Origin of the sequence: Streptomyces sp. NPDC093221 (assembly GCF_044753885.1) — a bacterium.
Lineage (GTDB): Bacteria > Actinomycetota > Actinomycetes > Streptomycetales > Streptomycetaceae > Actinacidiphila.
This window is the reverse complement of record NZ_JBIVOA010000003.1, coordinates 131981-152412: the sequence shown is the minus strand read 5'-3', so window position 1 is coordinate 152412 and position 20432 is coordinate 131981. Positions and strand designations below refer to the sequence as shown.

The window sequence follows — 20432 nt, the reverse complement described above, 5'->3', positions numbered from 1 at the left end:
CGGACTCCGTCGCGGGGCTCCACCGGTCGGGGCCTGTCGCCGCGCACTGGTGACGGCTTCTACGATAGACGCCGTAGTACGGCAGACGTCAAACTACGACGGGTATCGTAATATGACGTTCATGACACTCCCGATTACGTCCCACGCGCCACCGGCATCGGCACCGTCGTCATCGGCGCCGGCCGCGGGTGCCGACGCCCCGGCCGCCGCCGGGCGCGCGCTGGAGCACCCCGGCACCGGGGAAATCCGGCTCGAAGAGGTGCTGCACGCGCTGTCCGACCCGATGCGGCTGATCGTGGTCCGCAATCTGGCCGCGGCCCACGGTGAAGTGGCCTGCTCCGACGTGCCGTTGCCGGTCAGCAAGTCCACGACCACGCACCACTTCCGGGTGCTGCGCGAGGCGGGCGTCATCAGCCAGATCTACCGCGGCACCTCCAAGATGAACGCGCTGCGCACGGACGACCTCGAAGCGCTCTTCCCCGGTCTGCTCGACCGCGTCCTCGACGCGGCGGCCCGCCAGGCGGCCCGGCTCGACGGCTGACCGTGGGGCGTGGGGTACCTGGATCCAAAGTCTGTATCCGAGTGCCTGTATCCGAGTCCCTGGATTCGAGTGCCCGGATTCGAGTGCCCGGATTTCGAGTGGCTGGATTCGACGCGCCTCGATCCGTCCCGTCCGTGACGGGGCGTCAGGCCGGTCCCTCGGCGGGCGGCGACGACGAGTGGCCCGCCGCCGTCAACAGCCCTTCCCAGTCGGGGATCTTGACCGTCCCCCGGTCCAGGGAACGGCCCCACTCCGCCTCCGCCGCCTCGATCGCCAGCCAGCCCCGCCAGGCGACCGGCCGTACGCCCGCGGCCCGCAGCCCGGCCAGCGGATCGGCCGACAGCTCTCGCGTCAGCAGACCCGGCGCGTCGGCGATCAGCGCCGCCGCGGTCTCCTTGGCGCACGGCCGGTTGGTGCCGATCACACCGGTCGGTCCGCGCTTGATCCAGCCCGCCACGTACTCGCCGGGGGAGGGCGTACCGTCGCGCAGCACGCGGCCCGCGTCGTTCGGCACCACCGCGCCCCGAGGGTCGAAGGGCAGGCCGGGCAGCGGCACCCCTTGATAGCCGACCGAGCGCAGGACGAGTCCCGCGTCGATCTCCTCGCCGCCGCCTGTATCGGACACACCGCCGCTCCCGTCAGGACCCGTTCGGGTGAAACGGACCGCGCGCACCCGCCCGGCCTCGTCGGCGAGGAACGCGGTGGGGCGCAGGAAGAACCGCACATGGAGTCGGCGCGGCCGTCCCCGCGGCGGCTGCGCGGCCCACGAGCGCAGCACCTCCACATTGCGCCGGGCCGCAGTCGGCAGACCGGAGGAGTCGGCGTATGCCGGGTCGAGCGCCAACTCGTCCTCGCGCACGATCACATCGGTGTCGGCCAGCGCGCCCAGCTCACGCAGCTCCTTGGTGGTGAACTTCGCCTGCGAGGGCCCGCGCCGCCCCACCATGTGGATGTCGGTGACGCGGCTGTCGGCGAGCGCCCGCAGCGCCGCCTCCGGTACGTCGGTGCGCCGCAGTTCGTCCGCGCGCCGGGCCAGCACGCGCGCCACGTCGACCGCGACGTTCCCCACGCCGATGACCACGGCCGAGCGGGCCCGCAGCGCGAAGCCGTCCGGCGGCTCGTCGGGGTGCGCGCTGTACCAGGACACGAAGCGGGTCGCCGAGTAGCTGCCGGGCAACTCCTCGCCGGGCACGCCCAGTCTGCGGTCGGTCGCGGCGCCCACGCAGTAGACCACCGCGTGGTACAGACCGAGCAGCCGCTCCGGCGTCAGCGGCGCGGGCCCCACGCCGACGTTGCCGAGGAAGCGGACCCGCGGGTCCTCCAGCACCTTGCGCAGGCTGCCCTGGAGAGACTTGATCTTCTCGTGGTCGGGCGCGACACCGTATCTGACCAGGCCGTACGGGCACGGCAACCGGTCGAGCACGTCAACCGCGACATCCGGCACCGACTCCTGACGGGTGAGCGCGTCCGCGGTGTACACCCCGCTCGGACCCGAACCGACGACTGCGACGCGTAACACGACGGTGCTCCCTTCGGCGGGATGTCACCAGCATGCGCCCTCCGGACGCGTCGCGGCAGAGCGCCGCACCCGGCGCCCGGTCGAGGCGCACGGTTTCAGCCCACCGGTCGCCGGTCCCCGCCGTCCCCGCCGCCCCCGTCCCCGCCCGCGCCGGCCTTCGCGGGTGCCACCGCGCAGTCCTTCGGCGGCACCCCCAGCGTCCACTCCAGCCCGTACCGCTCGAAGAGTTCGGCCCGCAGCCGCGACAGCGGCATCGGAGCGCCCGGCAGCAGCAGCGCCACGGTCGCGCCCATCAGCAGCGCGCGCAGCAGCCGGTACTCCGCCTCCGGACCCTCGGGTCCCGACACGATTCCCGCGCCGTCCACCGCCTGGCTCAGCAGCGCCGCGAGCTTCTGCTGCTCCGGGCACTGGATGAAACCCTCCGCCTGGAGGATCGACGCCATGTGCGTACGCATCAAGGTGGTGTGCGTCTGCGTGAGGCCGAGGATCGCGTCGATGGCCCGCGCCATCCGTTCCTGGCCGTCCTCCGACCGCGGCTCGCGGTCCAGCGCGGCGGCCAGTTCCATGTGCATCAGCCGGTGCACGGCGGACTGCAACAGTTCGCGCTTTCCCGCGAAGTAGTACGAGACCAGGCCGCGTGCCGACCCGGCCCGCTGGGTGATGTCCGCCAGCGTGGTGGCCGCGTAGCCGCGTTCCTCCACCAGCTCCACGGTTGCCTGGAGCAACCGTTCCCGGGAACGCTGACGCATAGCTTCATTGACCGATGCGCTCCGAGGGGACATTATTTACTCCTGCGTTGACTGGCTGCGAGCCAATATACTCAGCGCAACCCGGCGGGCTTCGCCCTGTCCGGGAAACGGGGGATGGTGCCGGGCCCGGCGGCGCGGGGGATCGCCGGGACCGGCGCCGATCCCGAAAGCGCTTGTCATCGAGGCTCGTGTCCTGAAAGCGCTTGCCCCTTCAGCGGCCGGTTCATGAACGCTCGGCGCGTACGGTGCGCGGCGCCGCATCAGCCCAGTCGGTAGCCCAGTCGGTCCAGGACGCCGAGCAGCGCGTCGGGACGTGCCGTCACCGGCAGATGGTCCACCAGGAACACCGGGCAGCCCAGCGCGGCGGCGCCGCCGTCCGCCGCACGGCTGTCGCCCACCATCGCGACGTCCGCGGGCTCCAGTCCGAGCCCGTCGCAGGCGATCCGGAACAGCCGCTCGTCCGGCTTCTGGACGCCGTGCTCGAAGCTCAGCGCGAAGACGTCCACCAACTCGTCCAGCCCGTGCTCCCCGAAGACCGGCCGCAGATCCCATCCGATGTTGCTCACCACCGCCACCGGCACGCCCCGGTCCCGCAGGGCCCGCAGCACGCGCTCGGTGTCGGGGTACGGATTCCACGCGGCGGGCGCCATGTGCCGGTCGTAGAGCGTGTCGTGCACATCCCAGGGGAGCGCGACGGTACGGGACAGGCCGCCGTACGCCGCCCGGTGCTCGGCCGCGCTGGTGTCGCGCCGGGCCCAGGCCGCCGCCAATCGCGGCGGAATCCGCTCGGGCGGTCCGCCGCCGGGCAGCGCGCCCGCCCGCTCCAGCGTTCCGGCGTACGCCGCGACCTCGTCGTCGGTGGCCGTGACCCCCTCGGCGGTGAGCGCCGACCGCAGCCAGGACTCGGCCGCTTCGACCCGCATCAGGGTGCCGGAGAAGTCGAACATCACGCCTTTGACGGCCATGGCCCCGCCTCTCCCGCCGCCGCTCAGGTCAGCGCGCCGAGGCCGGGGCCGAAAGCGATCAGCAGCGGGACGGCCGGGACCAGCAGCGCGAAGGCCGTCATCCGCACCCGTTGGCCGAGCGGCAGCCGGGGCGCGGGATCGAGCAGCCGGTGCACGCGGCCGGGCAGTGCGGCGAGCGGCGTGGGGCAGGGGCCGAAGACACCGCGTTCCGCGTTGAGTTCGACCAGCGCGAGGGCGGTGGTGAGGCGGCCGAAGCGGCGCGAGGCGGTGTCGTCGGCCGCCAGTTCCACCAGGTGGTGCACCTGGTCACGGAAGGCGGCGAAGACCGGCACCTGCGGGAAGCCGCCCGCGAGCGCGCCCGAGCAGTGCAGCAGCACGTCGTGCCTGGCGCGTACGTGTCCCTGCTCGTGGGCCAGCACGGCGTCCAGTTGGCGGCCCTTCAGGCGGCGCAGCGCGGCCGTGGTGATGACCAGTTGGGGCTCGGCGCCGGACAGCCACCAGGCGTCGGAGCGGGCGTCCTCCAGGACCACCAGGCGCTCGCCGGGCGTGACGGTCTCGCCGGGCAGCCGGGGCGCGCGCACGCGGAGTTCCGCGCGGCGCTGCTTGCGCCGCGACCGTGTGCCGCGCACCTCGCGGGTGAGCATCGCCGCGGTCCACACCCCGCCGAGCGCGAGCAGGACGGCGATGGTCCCGGCCCAGCGGCCGTACTCGGACAGCGCGTAGGCGTCGACCACACCGCTCGGGGCGAACGCGAAGAGATTGCCGCGGACCGCGGCCCAGGCGGCCGAGGCGGAGAGCGCCATGGCCAGCACGCAGCACAGCAGTACGGCGGCGACCACACACTGCCAGACCCACAGGGCCAGCACCGGTTCGCGTTCCGGCCACTTGGCACGGGACAGCAGACGCGGCGCCATCGCCGCCGCAAGTGCGCCGAGAATCAGCAGCACGAACGGGACCGTCATGGTGATCAGCCTAGGAGGCGCGCGGTGCACGGGGGACGGACCACGACCCGATGTGACGCATGACTCACGGCAGCGAGTCCGTCACAGGGTCAGCAGCATCGCGAACATCCCCAGCGCCATCGCCACCCGGCAGGCCGCCGCGACCTCCGGCGCGTGCCGCAGCGGGACACGGTCCCGGCCGCCGCCCGCGCCTCCTTCCGCCTGGCCGGTGGATATCAGCGGGCCGCCGCCCGGCGCGCCGTGCGCCTGCGCCGGGAGCACGACCAGGGTGGTGCCGCTGCGCAGGACGTAGCCCGCGAAGTAGAGCAGCAGCAGGCCGGTGAGCAGCGGGGTGCCCGCGCCGGTGGCCGCCATGTGCTCGGCGTGGCCGCCGTGCGCCGACGCCGCCCCGCCCATCGCCACGGCCATGTAGACCATCGCGGCCGAGCACACGGAGTGGTGCAGATGGTGGCCGGGCCGCCGGACCAGCAGCAGCGCCCGTACCCCGGCCAACGCGAAGACCACGCCGAGGACGACGGCGAACAGCGGCGTCCCCCACGGCCGCGGGTCGAGGACGGACATCGGGACGGCCATCACCGCCATGCCCGCCGCCATCACCGCCTCGTCGCGCGCTTCGCGGCGCAGCAGGCACGCGACCGCGGCGACGGTGCTGAGCGCCACGAGCAGCCAGGCCACCAGCGGTGGTCCGTGCATGCCGTCCTCCCCCTCATCCTCACGCCTCTTCGGCGCGCCCCGGTCCGTGCGGTGACCCTCGGCCGGTCCGGTCCGGTCCGGTCCGTTCAGGTCCGGTCCGTGACGACCGGCCCGGTCCAGTCCGTGACGACCGGACCGCCGGACGGTTGTTCGGCGGTCCCAGGAGAACTGCCCAGGTCCGAGGGCGCACACCCGAGCGCATCGGGGTAGTCGGGGGAGCGTGTCACCGCGGCGCGCGCCGTCGCGGATCGCCGTGTGCCACGATCTCGTGCGCGTCGCCCGACCGCAACGCCTCCGGGCCGGCGTCCGGCGCCTCGGCCCCGCGCGCCCGCGCCGCGGCCCGCGACCTGCGTACTTCCCGCGCCTGCCGGGCGCCGGAGCGCTGTGTGACGGCCACGCAGACCAGTACGGCGAGCGCCGCGGGCAGTGTGGCGCGGCCCAGGTGCTCACCGAGCAGCGCGGCGGACCACACCAACGTCAGCACGGGCTGGGCGAGTTGGAGCTGGCTGGCCCTGGTCACCCCGATCGCCGCCATGCCGCGGTACCAGACCATCAGGCCGAGGAACTGCGACACCACCGAGACCCACACCAGCCCGCCGACCGACTCGCCGGTCAGCCGTACCGGCTCCAGCGACAGCGACACGACCGCGGCGGGCAGCGTGAGCGGCAGCGTACCGACCAGCGCCCAGCCGACCACCTGCCAGCCCGGCAGCACCGACGCCAGCCGCCCGCCCTCCACGTAACCGGCGGCGCAGACCAGCAGCGAGGCGAAGAGGAAGCCGTCCCCGGCGGTCGGCGCGCCGCCGCTCTCGCCGAGCGAGAAGGCGGTGACCACCGCCGCGCCCGCGACGGCCGCGATCCAGAACGTACGGGACGGCCGCGCGCCGGTGCGCACGGCCGCGAGCACCGCGGTGCACAGCGGGAGCGCGCCGACGACGACGGCGGCGTGCGAGGTGTCGGTGGTGCGCAGCGCGAGGGTGGTCAGCAGCGGGAAGCCGATGACGACACCGCAGGCGACCACGGCCAGGCCCGCCCAGTGCTCCCGGTCCGGCACCTTCGCCCGGCCCGCCGCGAGGAAGGCCCCGGCGACCGCGGTGGCCAGGACCGCCCGGACCGTCACCGCCGACCAGGCGCCGAATCCGCTCAGCGCCCAGTGGGTGGAAGGGAAGGTGAGCGAAAAGGCGGCCACACCGAGACAGGCGAGCGCGGTGCCCGCGACCGCTACTGAGGTGCAGGGAGTAGCGCTATTCTTATCCTTCATGAATGACGATAGCAGTGCCAGTGCGCTGGCAGAATCCCTCCGAGGAGAGCTGGACCGCTTCTCACCGGGAGCGAAACTGCCGTCGAGCCGGGCCCTGGTCGAGCGGTTCGGGGTCAGCCCGGTGACGGTCTCGCGGGCGCTGGCGACGCTCGCCGCGCAGGGACTGGTCGTCACCCGGCCCGGCGCGGGCACCTACCGGGCCGCCGAGGGCACGGCGACCACCACCGCCGTCGACACCTCCTGGCAGCAGGTCGCGCTCACCGCGGAGGACCCGGACGTGGCACCGCGCGTGGTCGACGCCTCCGGAGTGCTGGGCTGCCTGGTCGGCCCGCCGCAGGGCGTCATCCCCCTCAACGGCGGCTATCTGCACCCCGGCCTCCAGCCCGAGCGGGCGCTCGGCGCCGCGCTGGCCCGCGCCGCCCGCAGGCCCGGTGCCTGGGAACGGCCGCCGCTAGAAGGGCTCACCGCGCTGCGGAACTGGTTCGGCCGCGAGGCGGGAGTCCCGCCCGCCCAGGTGCTGATCACCTCCGGCGGGCAGGCCGCCCTCACCACGGCCCTGCGCGCGCTGGCCGCGCCGGGCTCCGCCGTACTCGTCGAATCACCCACCTACCCCGGCGCGCTCTCCGCCGCCCGCGCCGCGGGGCTGCGGCCGGTGCCGGTCCCGCTCGACGCGGACGGCGTCCGGCCCGATCTGCTCGCCGACGCCTTCGAGGCCAGCGGCGCGCGGGTCTTCTTCTGCCAGCCGCTCTTCCAGAATCCGACCGGCGCGGTGCTCGCCGCCGGGCGCCGCCGCCAGGTACTCGACATCGCGCGGGCGGCGGGCGCCTTCGTGGTCGAGGACGACTTCGCCCGGCGGCTCGGCCACGGCGACCCACTGCCGCCGCCCCTGGTCGCCGAGGACCCGTACGGCACCGTCGTCCACTTCGCGTCGCTCACCAAGCCGACCTCGCCCAATCTGCGCGTCGGCGCGCTGATCGCCCGCGGCCCGGTGATGGAACGGCTGCGCGCCATCCAGGTGGTCGACAGCTTCTTCGTGCCCAGGCCCCTCCAGGAGGCGACCCTGGAACTCGTCGGCGCGCCCTCCTGGCCGCGCCATCTGCGCGCCGTCACCACCGCACTGCGCGAGCGGCGCGACGCCATGCTCGCCGCGCTCCGGCACCGCCTGCCGGAACTGGTCCCCGACCCGGTGCCCACCGGCGGCTACCACCTGTGGCTGCGGCTGCCCGACGGCACCGACGAGACCGCGCTGACCGGCGCCGCGCTCCGCGCGGGCGTGGCCGTCGCCCCCGGCCGCCCCTATTTCCCCGCCGAGTCGCCCGCCCCGTACATACGGATCACCTTCGCCTACACCACGGGCGCCGTCGAGATCACCGAAGGCGTCCGGCGCTTCGAGCTGGCGCTGCGCGAGACCGCCCCCGCGCTGTGAGCACCAGCCCTGTCGCGAAGCCCTTCCGCGCGCAGCACATGTGTCCTTCCGCGCGCCGAGCACGCGCCCTTCCGCGCGCCGCACACGCGCCCTGCCCCACGTCGAACACGCGCCCCGTCGCGCGCCGACGCCGCCCGCCCGCGAAGACCTCGGCAGGACCCGTGAGCGTGGCCCGGACCTGGGGATAGCCTTGCCCGCATGGATATCGCCGCTCCCCGCTTCCGCGCCGCCACCCCCGACGACGTCCCCGTCCTGGTCGGGCTGATCGAGTCCGCCTACCGCGGCGACGCGAGCCGCGCGGGGTGGACGACGGAGGCGGACATCCTTCAGGGGCAGCGGACCGACCCCGAGGGCGTGCTGGCCGTCATCGAAGGCGCGGACAGCAGGCTGACGGTGGTGGAGTCCGGCGACGAGGTGGTGGCCTGCTGCCAGCTCGAACACCGCGGCGACCACGCGTACTTCGGGATGTTCGCCGTACGGCCCGCGCTCCAGGGCGCCGGGCTCGGCAAGGTGATCCTCGCCGAGGCCGAACGGTTCGCCCGCGAGGAGTGGGACGTCGCCGAGCTGCACATGACGGTGATCTCGGTCCGCGAGGACCTGATCGCCTGGTACGTCCGCCGCGGCTACCAGCGCACCGGGCAGACCAGCCCCTTCCCGTACGGCGAGGAGCGCTTCGGGCTGCCGACCAGGGACGACCTGGAGTTCGAGCTGCTCACGAAGAAGCTGGTCTGAGACCCGGACGCCCGCCACCCGATCCACCCGTGCCACCCGGTACCCGGCGCCCCGAACCCGGTCGCCCGGCCCCGGCCGTCACAGCCGTCCCGCCTCCGTGATCCGGCGCAGGAAGTCCCGCGTGCGCTGCTCGGCCGGGGCGCCGAACACCTCGGCGGGAGTGCCGCGCTCCAGGATCACGCCCGCGTCCAGGAAGCAGACCTGATCGGCGACATCGCGGGCGAACGCCATCTCATGGGTGGCGATCACCATCGTCATGCCCTGTTCCTTCAGGTCGCGGACCACCGACAGCACCTCGCCGACGAGCTCCGGGTCGAGCGCCGCGGTCACCTCGTCGAGAAGCAGCAGCCGCGGCCTGGTCGCGACCGCCCGCAGGATCGCCACCCGCTGCTGCTGGCCGCCGCTGAGCCGGTCCGGATACTCCGCGGCCCGGTCGGCGAGCCCCAGCCGGGCCAGCAGCTCCCGCGCCCGCTCCTCCGCCTCGCCCCGCGGCACCCCGTGCACCCGGCGCGGCGCCAGCGTGATGTTGTCCAGCACCGTCATGTGCGGGAACAGGTTGTACGCCTGGAAGACGACGCCGATCCTGCGCCGTACCGCGTCCTGGTCGGCCCGCGGGTCGGTGATGTCCTCGCCGTCCAGGAAGATCGCGCCGTCGTCGATCTCCTCCAGCAGATTCGCGCAGCGCAGCAGCGTGGACTTCCCTGAGCCGGACGCGCCGATCAGCGCCGTGACCGTGTGCGCGGGCACGTCGAGCGCGATGTCCCGCAGAACGACGGAGGAGCCGTACGTCTTGCGGACCGACTCCAGCCGCAGCACGGGCGTGTCCCGGCTCCGGTCCGTATCGGCCAGGTCCCGCGCCTGGGGCGGTACGTCCTTGGCGAGCCGGTCCCCGCCCGTGCCGCTCATACGACGCCTCCCTGCGACTGCCGCCGGTTCATCCTGGCCGTCACCCAGTCGGTGAACCGCGTCATCGGGATGGTCAGCGCGACGAAGATCAGCCCCGCGACCACGTACGGCGTGTAGTTGAAGTCGCGGCTGGCGATGATCTGCGCCGCGTACACGGCGTCCACGGCGCCCGCGATCGACACCAGGCCGGTGTCCTTCTGGAGCGACACCAGGTCGTTGAGCAGCGGCGGCACCACGCGGCGCACGGCTTGCGGCAGCACCACGTACCGCATCGTCTGCGCGCTGCTGAGGCCGAGCGAGCGGGCCGCGGCGCGCTGGCTCGGGTGGACGGTCTCGATGCCGGCCCTGAACACCTCGGCGACATAGGCGGTGTACGTCAGGCAGAGCGCCAGGCCGCCGAGGAGCACGGGGTCGTTGGTGACGCCGCTCAGCCGCAGCGCGGGCACGCCGAAGACCACCGCGAGCAGGCAGATGATCAGCGGCAGCCCGCGGAAGAAGTCCACGTACGCCGTCGCCAGGGCGCGCAGCGGGAAGAACACCGGGCCGCGCAGGGTGCGCACGACCGCCAGCAGCAGCCCCGCGACCAAGACGACGGCGCCGCACACCACCATCAGCCGCAGATTGAGCCAGAGGCCCTGGAGTACGTCCGGCAGCGCGAGCCGCGCGTAGTGCCCGTTGAGGAACGTCTCACGGGTGCGCTGCCAGCCGGGCGAACTGACGATCAGCCCGATCAGCACCCCGGCGGTCGCCAGGGTGCTGACGCTCGCCACCACCAGGGCGCGGCGGCCGCGGGCGCGTCGGTACAGCTCGCGCTCGATCCGCCGCGCGGACGGCTGGTACGTGTCGACCTGCGCGGGGTCGTCCCGCACGGTCATCCGAGCACCGGGGCGCCGACGGCGTCCGACAGCCACCGCTTCTCCAGGGCGGCCAGCGTCCCGTCGCCGTGCAGGGCGGTGACGGCCCGCGAGACGCACGCGGTCAGCTTGCTGCCCTTGTCGAGGACCAGCCCGAACTGCTCGGGCGAGGAGCCCGCCGCCGCGAACTGCCCGACCACCTTGGCATCGGTGACCTCGGCCCCGGTGATGTAGAAGGCGGTCGGCAGGTCGACCACGATCCCGTCGACCTGGCCGTTTTTGAGCGCGGCCACGGCGAGGTCGTTGCGCTGGTAGACGGCGGGCTGCTTGGCGGGCTTCACCAGGTTGTCGATGACGTCCAGGCTGGTGGTGCCCACCTGGGCGCCGAGCTTGGCGTTCTTCAGGTCCGCGACGCTGTGCGCGTTCGCGATCTTCGAGGTCTTCAGCGCGACGACGGTCTGCCGTACGTCGTAGTAGCCGGGCGAGAAGTCGACGGCCTTCTTGCGCTCGTCGTTGATCGAAACCTGGTTGATGTCGAAATCGAAGTTCTTGACACCGGGCGCGAACGCCTTGTTGAAGGCCACGGTCTGCCAGACGACCTGGTCCGGCGCGTAACCGAGCTGCTTGGCCACCGCGTACGCGACCGCCGACTCGTACCCCTTGCCGTTGGACGGCTTGTTGTCCGAGAACCAGGGGTCGTACGCCGGATTGTCGGTGCCGACGGTGATCTTGCCAGGGGTACGGGTGGCGAGCGTGCCGGGCGCGCACGACGCCGTGGTGGCGGTGGTGGTGCCGGTCGCACCGGCCGACGCCGCGGAGGACGAGGGACCGGCGTCGGTCGTGTCGTCCTGGGGCGAGCAACCGGCCAGTGCGAGGGTGAGCAGGGCAGCCGCGGCGAGCGCGGCACGGCGCGGGGACAGCGAGATCGCGGGACGCATGGCGGGACCTTGGCACCGCGCGGGCGCGTCTGTCCACGCGATTCGGCCAGTTGTCCGGATGCCGGACCTTTGTGTCCGGCACATTGCGCGGAGCCGCGGGACCGCGGCGCGCCGGGATGACGCCGGTACGGGACCGCGGGGCTACGCGATGGCCGGTTCCTCGGGGAGGTCGGTGGCGGCGCCGTCCAGCCGCAGCGCGCGGGCCAGGGCCCACTCCTGCGCGGTGTTGACGGTCCAGGCCATGACGGCGATGCCCGCGGCCTGGCAGCGCTCGACGACGTCCAGGTTCACCTGCCGCAGTTCCAGGCTGACCAGGCGGGCGCCCACCGCCTGGGCGCGGGTGACGATCTCCGGGCCGAGGTCGCTGGCGACCAGCACCGTGCGCACGTCGGGCAGCAGCGTACGGATCTCGGCCAGCGCCTCGTCGTGGAAGGACAGCACACTGACCCGGTCGGTCGCGCCGTGCGCGCTCAGGGTGTCGGCCAGCGCGCGGGCCGCCGCCACGTCCTTGATCTCGGCCTGGATCGGCCGGCCGACCGCTTCGAGGACCTCCTCGAAGACCGGTACGCGCTCGCCGAGCCCGGCGTCCAGGCCGCGGATCTCGTCCAGCGTGAGGTCGCGGACCAGGCCGGCGCCGTCGGTGGTGCGGTCGACGTCGGCGTCGTGCATGACGATCAGCGCGCCGTCCTTGCTGAGGTGCAGATCCAGCTCGATCTGGTCCAGGCCCGCCTTTTCGGCTCGGCGGAAGGACCGCAGGGTGTTCTCCGGCTCGACGCCCATGACCCCGCGGTGGCCGACGGTGAGGAAGCTCATACCGGCACCCTAGCGAGACCGGGCGACGGCGGGCCGAACACGCCGTGACGACTCGGGACCGCGTGCTCAAGCGGCCCCTATGCGCAAGTTTTAGTGACCCATCCCGGCAGACGACAGGAAGAACAGCGGCCTGTCGACCACCAGGCAGGACAATCTCCACCGGCTCCCCTTGATGGATCAACAAGGTCACGGATACGGTGTCCGGACGACAGTTTCTTTTGTGGAGGAGGGGTCATGGGCGAAGTTCTTTCGGCGAAGGTGGCGGACGGCGGCGGTACGTCCGGCGTGGGCATCGTCGGCCACCCCGCGTGGGCGGTGCTGAAGCAGGCCGTCGAAGCCATCAGGCCCTGGCAGCGCAAGGACGGCTCCATCGACTTCGATGCCGAGGGCGCGCCCAGCAAGGACGACGCCGAGCGGACCGTGCGCCGGGTGACCGAGTCGGTCGAACAGCTCTCCCCGCTCCTCCCGCACGACGCCGAGTACCACCGCGCCCTGGTCGCCGACCTGCGCCGCTGGTCCGACGACGGCTTCGGCGTCCCGGACTTCCTCGACTCGCTGCTGGCCTTCCAGCCCGCGGCCGACCGCCGCGACGGCCTGCCGCACCTGGTCGTCTTCCCGATGTACACGCAGAACGGCAACCCGGACCGCAATCTGGAGGCCGTCGCCCTGCGCGTCGTCTGGCCCGACTGGCTGGCCGAGCTGGAGCGCAATCGGTACGACAACCCGCTGTTCGTACCGATCACCTTCGAGGACTTCACCCCCGGCTACGACACCAACTCCGCGGTGCTCTTCCCGGAGACCGTCGCCGTCCGCGAGGCCCCCGAGCGCTGGACCTGGGGCGCGATCTTCTGCGACCGCGAGGCCGCCCGCTTCCGCGCGGTGACCGCCGCCGCCGTCGACACCCTCGGCCTGGAACTGCCCGAGGAGGCGGCCCGGCTGATCGCCGACCAGGACCTGGCGCAGCAGACGTACGTCCTGTGGGACATGATCCACGACCGCACGCACAGCCACGGCGACCTGCCGTTCGACCCGTTCATGATCAAGCAGCGCGCGCCGTTCTGGATGTACGGGCTGGAGGAGCTGCGCTGCGACCTGACCACGTTCAGGGAGGCCGTGAAGCTCCAGGCCGAGGGCCACCCGATGGGCCTGGGCGTGCAGTACGCGATCCTCTTCGACCGGCTCTTCCGCTTCCCGGTCACCGGTGAACGCGTCCGCAACTACGACGGACTCGGCGGACAGCTCCTCTTCGCGTACCTGCACAAGCACGACGCCGTACGCTGGACAGACAACACCCTGCACATCGACTGGGAGCGCGCACCGCAGGTCACCAACCAGCTCTGCGCCGAGATCGAGACGCTCTACCGGGACGGCATCGACCGGCCCAAGCTCGTGCACTGGTTCGCCGCCTACGACCTGGTCGCCAGCTACCTCTCCCCGCATCCCGGCTCGGTCTGGGCGAAGGGCCCCGACGCCCTCGACCTGTCCCAGCCCCCGCGCAAACTCGTGGACGACGTGCTGGCGGACGAGTTTCCGCTCAGCATGTTCTACGAGGCCCTTGCGAAGAAGCTGCGGACGGTGATCACCTCGACCAAGGGAATCACCGGCGAGAGCTCACTTCGGGGCGCCGCGTGACCGGTGCGGCCGAGGAGGCGGACATGACGACCGACACGTACACGGGTGGTCTCGACGGAGCGGTGATCGCCGTGGCGGGCGCGGGCGGCCCCGCGGGGCGGGCGGTACTGCAACGGCTCGCGCGCGAGGGCGGCCATGTGATCGCCGCCGACGCCGACCCCGAGCGGCTGGCCGAGGCCGTCGACGCGGCGCGCTACGACGCGGGCGGCGCGGACATCACCGGCGAGATCGTCGACCTGCTCGACCTGGAGGCGACCCAGGACTGGGCCGGCCGGATCGAGAAGGACCACGGCAGGGTCGACGGCCTGGTCCACCTCGTGGGCGGCTGGCGCGGCTCCGCGTCCTTCCCCGAGACCGACCTCGGCGACTGGGACGTGCTGCACAAGCTGCTGATCCGTACCGTGCAGAACACCTCGCTCGCCTTCCACGACGGCCTCATGCGCAGCCACGGCGGCCGGTACGTGCTGATCAGCGCGTCCGGCGCCACCACGCCGACCGCGGGCAACGCCGCCTACTCCGCGGCCAAGGCCGCGGCCGAGGCGTGGACGCTCGCGCTGGGCGACTCCTTCCGCAAGCTCGGCGGCGCCGACGGACCCACGGCCGCGGCCACTGTGCTGGTGATCAAGGCGTTGGTGCACGATGAGATGCGGGCCACGCGCCCGAACGCCAAATTCGCCGGCTTCACCGACGTACGCGACCTCGCCGAGGCCATCGCGGACGTCTGGGACCAGAGCCCTACGGAAGTGAACGGGACCCGACAGTGGCTGACGCCCCGACCGTGACAGAACAGCTCGCCAGCGACGCCGTGCGCCGCCACGACCCGCAGGTGCGCGGCTTCGCCAGTGACAACTACGCCGGGGTGCACCCGGAGATCCTCACCGCGCTCGCCCTCGCCAACGGCGGCCATCAGCCCGCCTACGGAGGGGACGAGTACACCGGCCACCTCCAGGAGGTCTTCCGCGGCCACTTCGGCCCGCGCGCGGAGGTCTTCCCGGTCTTCAACGGCACCGGCGCCAACGTGACGGCGCTCCAGGCCGTCACCGAGCGCTGGGGCGCGGTGATCTGCGCCGAGTCCGCGCACATCCACGTGGACGAGTGCGGCGCCCCCGAGCGGGTCGGCGGCCTCAAGCTGCTCACCGTCCCGACCCCGGACGGCAAGCTCACCCCCGAGCTGATCGACCGGCAGGCGTACGGCTTCTCCGACGAGCACCGGGCCCAGCCGCAGGTCGTCTCGATCACCCAGACCACCGAACTGGGCACCTGCTACACGCCCGAGGAGATCAAGGCGATCTGCGACCACGCGCACCAGCTCGGCATGGCCGTGCACCTGGACGGCGCGCGGATCGCCAACGCGGCGGCCGGCCTCAACGTGCCGCTGGCCCGCTTCACCACCGAGGCGGGCGTGGACATCCTCTCCTTCGGCGGCACCAAGAACGGCCTGCTGCTCGGCGAGTGCGTGGTCGTCCTCAGCCCCGAGCGGGTGCGCGCCATCGACTACCTGCGCAAGCTGTCGATGCAGCTCGCCTCCAAGATGCGGTTCGTCTCCGTGCAGTTCGAGGCGCTGCTCTCGGGCGACCTGTGGCTGCGCAGCGCCGCCCACGCCAACGCGATGGCCCGCCGCCTGGAGCAGGCCGTACAGGGGGTGGACGGGGTCACCGTGCTGCGGCCCGTGCAGTCCAACGCCGTCTTCGCGCTGCTGCCGCGCGAGGTCAGCGAGCGGCTGCAGAAGCGTTACCGCTTCTACTTCTGGGACGAGTCGACGGGCGAGGTCCGCTGGATGTGCTCCTTCGACACGACCGAGTCGGACGTGGACGGCTTCGCCGCCGCGCTCGAGGAGGAGATGCGGGCCTAGGGCCTGTCCGGCGGCCCGGAGTCGGCCGCATGAGTATGCGGTTGGCGGTAATTCGATTGATCGAGTGGTCGGCGGTTTCCTAGGCTCCCGCACATGGAGCTGATCCTGGAGACCGCCGACCTCTCGGCGTATACGGCCGCCGACGACGTCATCGACCACGGCCACCCGCGAGTGCGCGACACCGCGGCCGCGCTGCTGGCCCGTACCACCGGACCGCATGACTATGCGCGGGCCGCCTTCGTATTCGTCCGCGACACGATCCCGCACTCCTTCGACTCCGGCGACGACCGCGTCACCTGGCGGGCCTCCGACGTGCTGGAGCAGCGCACCGGCATCTGCTACGCCAAGTCGCACGCGCTGACGGCGCTGCTGCGCGCCGCGTCCATCCCCGCCGGGCTCTGCTACCAGCGGCTCACCGACGACGACGGTAAGGACCCGGTGGTCCACGGCCTGATCGCCCTGCTGCTGCCGGGGCGCGACCACTGGTCACGGCTGGACGCGCGCGGCAACAAACCCGGCGTCGACGCGCGCTTCTCGCTGGACGAGGAACGGCTCGCGTGGGCGGCGCGCCCGGAGATCGGCGAGGCCGACTATCCGCTCGTGCACACGGCGCCGCCCACGGCCGTACTGGAGGCCCTGCGCGGCGCGCGCGACCGGTCGGAACTGGCCAGGACGCTGCCCACCGAACTGCCGTGAGGACGCCGTCGCGTCCCGCGTCCGGAGGGGTCCCGCGTCCGGTTGGGGTCCCGCGCCCGCGTCCGGAGGGTCCCGCCTCAGCTCGGCTGTGGCTGCTGCTCGCGGTCCCTGGCCGCCGCTTCCTCCGGCGTCGGGGCGGTGCCGCCCAGATGCGCGGGCAGCCACCAGCGGTCGGCGGGGCCCGAGGGCCTGCCCGGATACGTACGCTGCGCGTCGTCCAGCAGCTCCTGCACCCGCAGCCGCAGCCGCCGGGTGAGCGCGCCCGCCTTCTCGTTCTCCTGCGGGCGCATCTGCTCGCCGATCCGCAGCGTGATCGGGAACTTGCTGCGGCCCAGATTGCGCGGGTGCCCCTTCGTCCACAGCCGCTGAGTGCCCCACAGCGCCATCGGCAGCAGTGGCACACCGGCCTCCATCGCCAGCCGGGCCGCACCCGACTTGAACGACTTCAACGTGAACGACTGCGAGATGGTCGCCTCGGGGAAGACTCCGATGATCTCACCGCCGCGCAGGGCGTCCAGGGCGTGCGCGTACGCGTGCATGCCCTCGGAGCGGTCCACCGGAATGTGCTTCATGGCGCGCATCAGCGGACCCGACACCTTGTGCCGGAAAACCGATTCCTTCGCCATGAAGCGCACCAGGCGCTTGGCGGGCAGCGTTGTCAGACCGCAGAAGACGAAGTCCAGATAGCCGATGTGGTTGCTGACAAGCAGGGCGCCGCCTTGGCGGGGGACGTTCTCGGTGCCCCGGATGTCGAATTTGAGCCCCTGCACCTTGAACATGGTGCGGGCACAAGCGATCACCGGTGGGTAGACGAGTTCGGCCATGTCGGGGCACCTGCTCTCTCCGGGGCGGCGCTCCCGGCGGAAGTTACGCGCCCGTAAGTTGTTCGGCCGCTGAGCGATGGTGCCCCGCCGGCGGGCCCCCTGTCATCCCGGGGACCGGTGCCAAGGCGAGATTCTTCTCACGACCTGCGGCGGAACCCATCAGGCTGCTGCCCGTTTCAGCAGCAGATACACCTCGCACCCCAGGCAGTAGGCGAAAGCGGCGTTGAGGAAGGCGGCGGCGAGCGCGCACGCGGTGGCCGCCAGACCCAGCCACTGCGGGCCCACCAGATAGCCGATGACACCGATCACGGAGAAGCCGAAACCCACCGCCTGCGCGAACCGCGGCGGGGCCGCGTCCTCGGTGCCGGGCGGCGGCCCCAGCCTGGGCCGCACCAGGGTGCGGAAAACCCAGCCATACGGTGAATTCTGCACTCCGGCCACCGCTCCCACGGCGAAGACGGCGGCCTGAACGGCCAGCAGCCAGCCGCTGCCGGTGATCAGCACGGCCGCCAGCACCACCGTGGTCAGGGACGCACCGAAGCGGGGCCCTCGTACATCGATCTCCATGACTGAAATAATGGCCGACCAGCGACGGAACGCGACCGCGGGAATCATTGCGTTCGCATGAACGCTGCACGGATCGGAAAGACGCGGGCGGGAAGCCGCCGGACGTACGACCGTGTGTGTGACCGGACGTACGACGGTGTGTGTGACCGGACGTATGACCAGGCGTGTGACCAGGCGTATGAGACGTACGAGATGTGTGAGCGGACGAGGAGCACGGCGTTGACGGGACTGGTGGTCTGCCTGGCCGTACTGCTGGCCGCGAGCGCCTACGGGCTGGTGCACCGGCGCAGGGACGGGAGAATCCGGGTGCGGACGAAGGACGGCGACGAGCGGCTGACGGCCGCTGACCTCGGCGGGCCGCTGGGGGAGCGCGCCACCCTGGTGCAGTTCTCCAGCGCCTTCTGCGCGCCCTGCCGGGCCACCCGGCGCGTGCTCGACGAGGTGGCGGGCATGGTGGACGGCGTCCGGCACGTCGAGATCGACGCCGAGGCGCACCTGGAGCTGGTCAGGCGGCTGAGCGTCCTCAAGACCCCGACCGTGTTCGTCCTCGACGCGGACGGCGCGATCGTGCGCAGGGCCGCCGGTCAGCCGCGCAAGGCGGACGTGATCGCCGCGCTGGGCGCGGCTGTCTGACGAGCCGGGCGGGCCGGCCGATCTGAGGGGCCGTCAGCCTCCGAGGGAGCGCGGTGTGACGGAAATTCCATATTCCGGGCGGGTCTTGACGTGACCCCGTCCGAATCGTCACTCTGACGTTATGTCGCACGACCACTTTCTGTACGCGTATCTGTACGCGCGCGCCGATGTCGACTTCGGTCGGCACTCCAGCGCGCGTTGTCCGAGCTGCTGAGCGCCCACGACCCGCACTCCGCCGCTCGACCGCTTCAGAAGGATCTGACCGTGACTGCCATCAGCGATCACCCCGCCGCCTTTGACTCCTCGGCCTTCGACCCCACGCCCGGCCCCGCTCTCGACCCCGCCGTCTTCCGTTCGGTCTTCCGCCGCCACGCGGCCGGAGTCGCCGTGATCACCGCCGCGGGCCCCGATCCCGTCGGCTTCACCGCCACCTCCCTGACCTCGGTGTCCGCCGAGCCGCCGCTGCTCTCCTTCGGCATCAGCCTGGGGTCGTCGAGCTGGCCGACCGTCGCCGAGGCGTCGTTCGTCGGCGTCCACATACTCGGCGAGCACCAGGAAGTGCTGGCCGGCACGTTCGCCCGCAGCGGCGCCGACCGCTTCGGCCCCGCCACCGCCTGGGCGTCCGGCCCGCACGGCGTCCCGCTGCTCGACGAGGTACCGGCCTGGCTGGTGTGCCGCGTGGTGGCGCGCATCCCGGCGGGCGACCACCGGATCGTCATCGCCCAGGCCGTCGCCGGTGACCCCCAGGGTCCCGGCCGCCCGCTCCTCTACCACCAGGGCGGCTTCAACTCACTCGGCCACTGACGGCGGCGGCGTCGGCCACATCACAGTTCAAGGTCCTTGCTAACGGGGAACCAGCTCTGTGTACTGGCGAGTAATATTTCTGTCGGGGCAGTTGCTGCGTCCCGGCGGGGAGCCGCCGCCGCGGACGCCTATGCTGCCATTCCGGGGCGGATTCCGGGGCAGTTGGACGAAGACGTTGCAACGATGCAGTAGGTAGGAGAGCTGGCGTGAGTTTGAGGATCGTAGTCGCAGTGAAGTACGTGCCCGATGCCACGGGCGACCGTCACTTCGCCGAGGACCTGACCACTGACCGCGACGCGGTGGACGGCCTGCTCTCCGAGCTGGACGAGTACGCGGTCGAGCAGGCGCTGCAGATCGCCGACGCGGCGGACGACGCGGAGATCACGGTGCTGACCGTGGGTCCCGAGGACGCGAAGGACGCGTTGCGCAAGGCGCTGTCGATGGGCGCGGACAAGGCGATCCACGTCGAGGACGACGGCCTGCACGGCACGGACATCCTCGGCACGTCGCTGGTGCTCGCCAAGGCCATCGAGCGCGCGGGCTTCGACCTCGTCGTGACCGGCATGGCCTCGACCGACGGCACCGCGGGCGTGGTGCCCGCGCTGCTGGCCGAGCGGCTGGGCGTGCCGCAGGTGACGTTCCTGTCCGAGGTGTCGGTCGAGGACGGCAAGGTGACCGGCCGCCGCGACGGCGACGCGGCCAGCGAGCGGCTGGAGGCGTCGCTTCCGGCGCTGGTCTCGGTGACCGACCAGTCGGGCGAGGCCCGTTACCCCTCGTTCAAGGGGATCATGGCGGCGAAGAAGAAGCCGGTGGAGGCCCTGGACCTGTCGGATCTGGGTCTGGACGCGGCCGAGGTGGGCCTGGCCGGAGCGTGGACGGCCGTCGAGGACGCCACGCAGCGTCCGGCGCGGACGGCGGGCACGATCGTGAAGGACGAGGGCGAGGGCGGCAAGCAGCTCGCGGAGTACCTGGCGAGCCAGAAGTTCATCTGACCGGATGCCGGGCGCCCTCCCGGACGCTGTCCCGGGCCCGCCTCCGGCCGTTCCGGTCCGTATCCGCCCCGTC

Annotated in this window: 22 protein-coding genes; 10 read left to right on the top strand and 12 right to left on the bottom strand. The window is 72.4% G+C overall.

What is annotated here, in order from left to right; genetic code table 11:
* Positions 1-121: 121 nt before the first annotated feature.
* A complete protein-coding gene (locus ACIQCJ_RS12730; protein WP_402711361.1) occupies positions 122-541 on the top strand; it encodes an ArsR/SmtB family transcription factor in 420 nt (139 codons plus the stop codon).
* Positions 542-686: 145 nt separating this feature from the next.
* Here ACIQCJ_RS12730 and ACIQCJ_RS12725 read toward each other — a convergent pair whose 3' ends face one another.
* The 6 genes from ACIQCJ_RS12725 to ACIQCJ_RS12700 form a co-directional block, all read right to left on the bottom strand.
* Positions 687-2060 carry an FAD-dependent oxidoreductase gene (locus ACIQCJ_RS12725; RefSeq protein WP_402711360.1) on the bottom strand — a complete coding sequence of 458 codons (1374 nt, stop codon included), beginning with the start codon at positions 2058-2060 and terminating at the stop codon, positions 687-689.
* Positions 2061-2155: 95 nt separating this feature from the next.
* On the bottom strand, positions 2156-2842 hold the full coding sequence (locus tag ACIQCJ_RS12720; RefSeq protein ID WP_355343768.1) for a TetR/AcrR family transcriptional regulator: 687 nt from the start codon (positions 2840-2842) through the stop codon (positions 2156-2158).
* A gap of 227 nt (positions 2843-3069) precedes the next feature.
* The gene (locus tag ACIQCJ_RS12715) at positions 3070-3774 is read right to left on the bottom strand and encodes an HAD family hydrolase (protein WP_402711359.1); all 705 of its coding nucleotides are present in this window, start codon (positions 3772-3774) and stop codon (positions 3070-3072) included.
* Between the two features lie 23 nt (positions 3775-3797).
* Positions 3798-4736 (bottom strand): M56 family metallopeptidase, encoded by a 939-nt coding sequence (locus tag ACIQCJ_RS12710; RefSeq protein ID WP_355343774.1) that lies wholly within the window; start codon positions 4734-4736, stop codon positions 3798-3800.
* Between the two features lie 81 nt (positions 4737-4817).
* A complete protein-coding gene (locus tag ACIQCJ_RS12705) occupies positions 4818-5429 on the bottom strand; it encodes a DUF5134 domain-containing protein (RefSeq protein WP_402711358.1) in 612 nt (203 codons plus the stop codon).
* A 223-nt stretch (positions 5430-5652) separates the two neighbouring features.
* Positions 5653-6690, bottom strand: a complete 1038-nt coding sequence (locus ACIQCJ_RS12700) for a DMT family transporter (protein WP_402711357.1) — start codon at positions 6688-6690, stop codon at positions 5653-5655.
* Between ACIQCJ_RS12700 and ACIQCJ_RS12695 the strand changes: the two genes are divergently transcribed.
* The gene (locus ACIQCJ_RS12695; RefSeq protein WP_401857622.1) at positions 6689-8116 is read left to right on the top strand and encodes a PLP-dependent aminotransferase family protein; all 1428 of its coding nucleotides are present in this window, start codon (positions 6689-6691) and stop codon (positions 8114-8116) included. The genes ACIQCJ_RS12700 and ACIQCJ_RS12695 overlap by 2 nt on opposite strands.
* A 198-nt stretch (positions 8117-8314) precedes the next feature.
* Positions 8315-8848: a GNAT family N-acetyltransferase gene (locus tag ACIQCJ_RS12690; RefSeq protein WP_355343786.1), complete on the top strand. Its 534-nt coding sequence runs from the start codon at positions 8315-8317 to the stop codon at positions 8846-8848.
* Positions 8849-8926: 78 nt separating this feature from the next.
* On the opposite strand, the gene ACIQCJ_RS12685 is transcribed toward ACIQCJ_RS12690, so the two are convergent.
* From ACIQCJ_RS12685 to ACIQCJ_RS12670, 4 genes are all read right to left on the bottom strand, one after another.
* Positions 8927-9754, bottom strand: coding sequence for an amino acid ABC transporter ATP-binding protein (locus ACIQCJ_RS12685; RefSeq protein WP_402711356.1), 828 nt, complete (start codon positions 9752-9754; stop codon positions 8927-8929).
* Positions 9751-10629, bottom strand: a complete 879-nt coding sequence (locus tag ACIQCJ_RS12680; protein ID WP_355343789.1) for an amino acid ABC transporter permease — start codon at positions 10627-10629, stop codon at positions 9751-9753. Before ACIQCJ_RS12680 ends, ACIQCJ_RS12685 begins: the two co-directional genes overlap by 4 nt.
* Positions 10626-11546: an ABC transporter substrate-binding protein gene (locus tag ACIQCJ_RS12675; protein WP_402711355.1), complete on the bottom strand. Its 921-nt coding sequence runs from the start codon at positions 11544-11546 to the stop codon at positions 10626-10628. The genes ACIQCJ_RS12680 and ACIQCJ_RS12675 overlap by 4 nt, the downstream gene beginning before the upstream one ends.
* A gap of 141 nt (positions 11547-11687) precedes the next feature.
* Entirely contained in the window at positions 11688-12359 is a 672-nt protein-coding gene (locus ACIQCJ_RS12670) for a glycerophosphodiester phosphodiesterase family protein (protein WP_355343795.1), read from the bottom strand.
* Between the two features lie 234 nt (positions 12360-12593).
* On the opposite strand from ACIQCJ_RS12670, the gene ACIQCJ_RS12665 reads away from it, so the two are divergent.
* The 4 genes from ACIQCJ_RS12665 to ACIQCJ_RS12650 all read left to right on the top strand — a co-directional run bounded on the left by ACIQCJ_RS12665 (position 12594) and on the right by ACIQCJ_RS12650 (position 16539).
* The gene (locus ACIQCJ_RS12665; protein ID WP_401724622.1) at positions 12594-13991 is read left to right on the top strand and encodes a DUF6421 family protein; all 1398 of its coding nucleotides are present in this window, start codon (positions 12594-12596) and stop codon (positions 13989-13991) included.
* Between the two features lie 23 nt (positions 13992-14014).
* Positions 14015-14773: an SDR family oxidoreductase gene (locus tag ACIQCJ_RS12660; protein WP_355343801.1), complete on the top strand. Its 759-nt coding sequence runs from the start codon at positions 14015-14017 to the stop codon at positions 14771-14773.
* Positions 14752-15843: a threonine aldolase family protein gene (locus tag ACIQCJ_RS12655; RefSeq protein WP_402711354.1), complete on the top strand. Its 1092-nt coding sequence runs from the start codon at positions 14752-14754 to the stop codon at positions 15841-15843. The genes ACIQCJ_RS12660 and ACIQCJ_RS12655 overlap by 22 nt, the downstream gene beginning before the upstream one ends.
* A gap of 93 nt (positions 15844-15936) precedes the next feature.
* Complete coding sequence (locus tag ACIQCJ_RS12650) at positions 15937-16539, top strand: transglutaminase family protein (RefSeq protein ID WP_402711353.1); 603 nt, start codon at positions 15937-15939, stop codon at positions 16537-16539.
* Positions 16540-16616: 77 nt separating this feature from the next.
* Here the strand turns inward: ACIQCJ_RS12650 and ACIQCJ_RS12645 are convergent, their stop codons facing one another.
* Positions 16617-17363 carry a lysophospholipid acyltransferase family protein gene (locus tag ACIQCJ_RS12645; RefSeq protein WP_355343810.1) on the bottom strand — a complete coding sequence of 249 codons (747 nt, stop codon included), beginning with the start codon at positions 17361-17363 and terminating at the stop codon, positions 16617-16619.
* A gap of 159 nt (positions 17364-17522) precedes the next feature.
* On the bottom strand, positions 17523-17930 hold the full coding sequence (locus ACIQCJ_RS12640; RefSeq protein WP_401857609.1) for a DUF4395 domain-containing protein: 408 nt from the start codon (positions 17928-17930) through the stop codon (positions 17523-17525).
* A 219-nt stretch (positions 17931-18149) separates the two neighbouring features.
* Between ACIQCJ_RS12640 and ACIQCJ_RS12635 the strand changes: the two genes are divergently transcribed.
* The 3 genes from ACIQCJ_RS12635 to ACIQCJ_RS12625 all read left to right on the top strand — a co-directional run bounded on the left by ACIQCJ_RS12635 (position 18150) and on the right by ACIQCJ_RS12625 (position 20359).
* Complete coding sequence (locus tag ACIQCJ_RS12635) at positions 18150-18563, top strand: thioredoxin domain-containing protein (RefSeq protein ID WP_391050214.1); 414 nt, start codon at positions 18150-18152, stop codon at positions 18561-18563.
* A 264-nt stretch (positions 18564-18827) separates the two neighbouring features.
* Complete coding sequence (locus ACIQCJ_RS12630; protein WP_401314019.1) at positions 18828-19367, top strand: flavin reductase family protein; 540 nt, start codon at positions 18828-18830, stop codon at positions 19365-19367.
* A gap of 206 nt (positions 19368-19573) precedes the next feature.
* Positions 19574-20359 carry an electron transfer flavoprotein subunit beta/FixA family protein gene (locus ACIQCJ_RS12625; protein WP_355343822.1) on the top strand — a complete coding sequence of 262 codons (786 nt, stop codon included), beginning with the start codon at positions 19574-19576 and terminating at the stop codon, positions 20357-20359.
* Positions 20360-20432 lie beyond the last annotated feature (73 nt).